General features: G+C 66.2%; 1 pseudogene. It reads right to left on the minus strand.

The window, feature by feature from the left end:
- Positions 1 to 23 precede the first annotated feature (23 nt).
- Positions 24 to 1,003, minus strand: a pseudogene (locus ACFWU6_RS33680) (IS5 family transposase).
- Positions 1,004 to 1,080 lie beyond the last annotated feature (77 nt).

A 1,080-nucleotide genomic window follows, 5' to 3' on the forward strand; every position in this document is an offset into this window, starting at 1 on the left:
CTAGGGCCTGTGTGATGTTGTGATCATTGGGCGGTCTTGAGCAGGTCGTCGATCCAGATCATTGCGGCGCGGAGGTGGAGGCCGGCGAGGTAGCTGTCTGGTGTCTTGTCGTATCGGGTGGCGATGCCTCGCCAGGCCTTCAGCTTGTTGATCAGGCGTTCGACCGTGTTCCGCTGTTTGTAGAGGTCGGTGTCGTGGCTGACGGGGCGGCCGCCTCGTGCGCCCTTCCTCTTGCGGTTGGCGGCCTGGTCCTTCTTCTCGGGAATGACGGCCTTGATACCGCGTCTGCGCAGGTAGGAGCGGTTGCCGCGGGACGAGTAGGCCCTATCCGCGGCGACCGCGCCGGGCGTCGTGCGGGGACGGCCCACAGGCAGGCGGACTCTCACCCTCTTCAGGACGGGGATGAACTGCGGGCTGTCCCCGGCCTGCCCGGCGGTCAGGACCAACGCGAGCGGACGGCACCTTCGGTCCGCGGCGAGGTGAATCTTGCTGGTCAGCCCGCCCCGGGACCTGCCGAGCAGGGCCTCCTTCAGGCGGAGGGTGCGTCGGCGCCGGATGCGCCGACGCTCGGCCTGTCCGTTCTGTTCCTTCGTGCTGCCCCTTTTTGTCGGGCTGTCTCCTGCTCCTGCACGGCTTCTTCCAGAGCCGACATGAGGTGCTTGCTGACGCGGAGCCCTGCGGCGTCGTGGTGAGCGCGGACCGTGGTGGAGTCCACGCTGACCAGCGACAAGTCCGTTGTGCCCATCCGGGCACCCTCGGCTATCAGGCCTTCCAGCAGGGCGGTGAAGACACCGGCGTCCCGCCACACCCGAAAGCGTCCGTAGACAGTGGCCCAGGGCCCGAACTCGGCAGGCATCTCCCGCCACTGACCACTGGACCGGAACCGCCAGATCACCCCCTCGAACTGCTCCCGCAACCGCTCCGGGTACGGGCCGTACCTACCAATCGGCAGATACGGCTCGATGAACTTCCACTGGGCATTGGTGAGTTGCCTACGTGTCACGACCCCAGTCCTACCGGATCCCACTCCGCGCAGAGTGAAGAACTCAGAAGCTGATCACGACATCACACAGGCCCTAG

This window comes from Streptomyces sp. NPDC058674 (assembly GCF_042716505.1).
GTDB lineage: Bacteria > Actinomycetota > Actinomycetes > Streptomycetales > Streptomycetaceae > Streptomyces.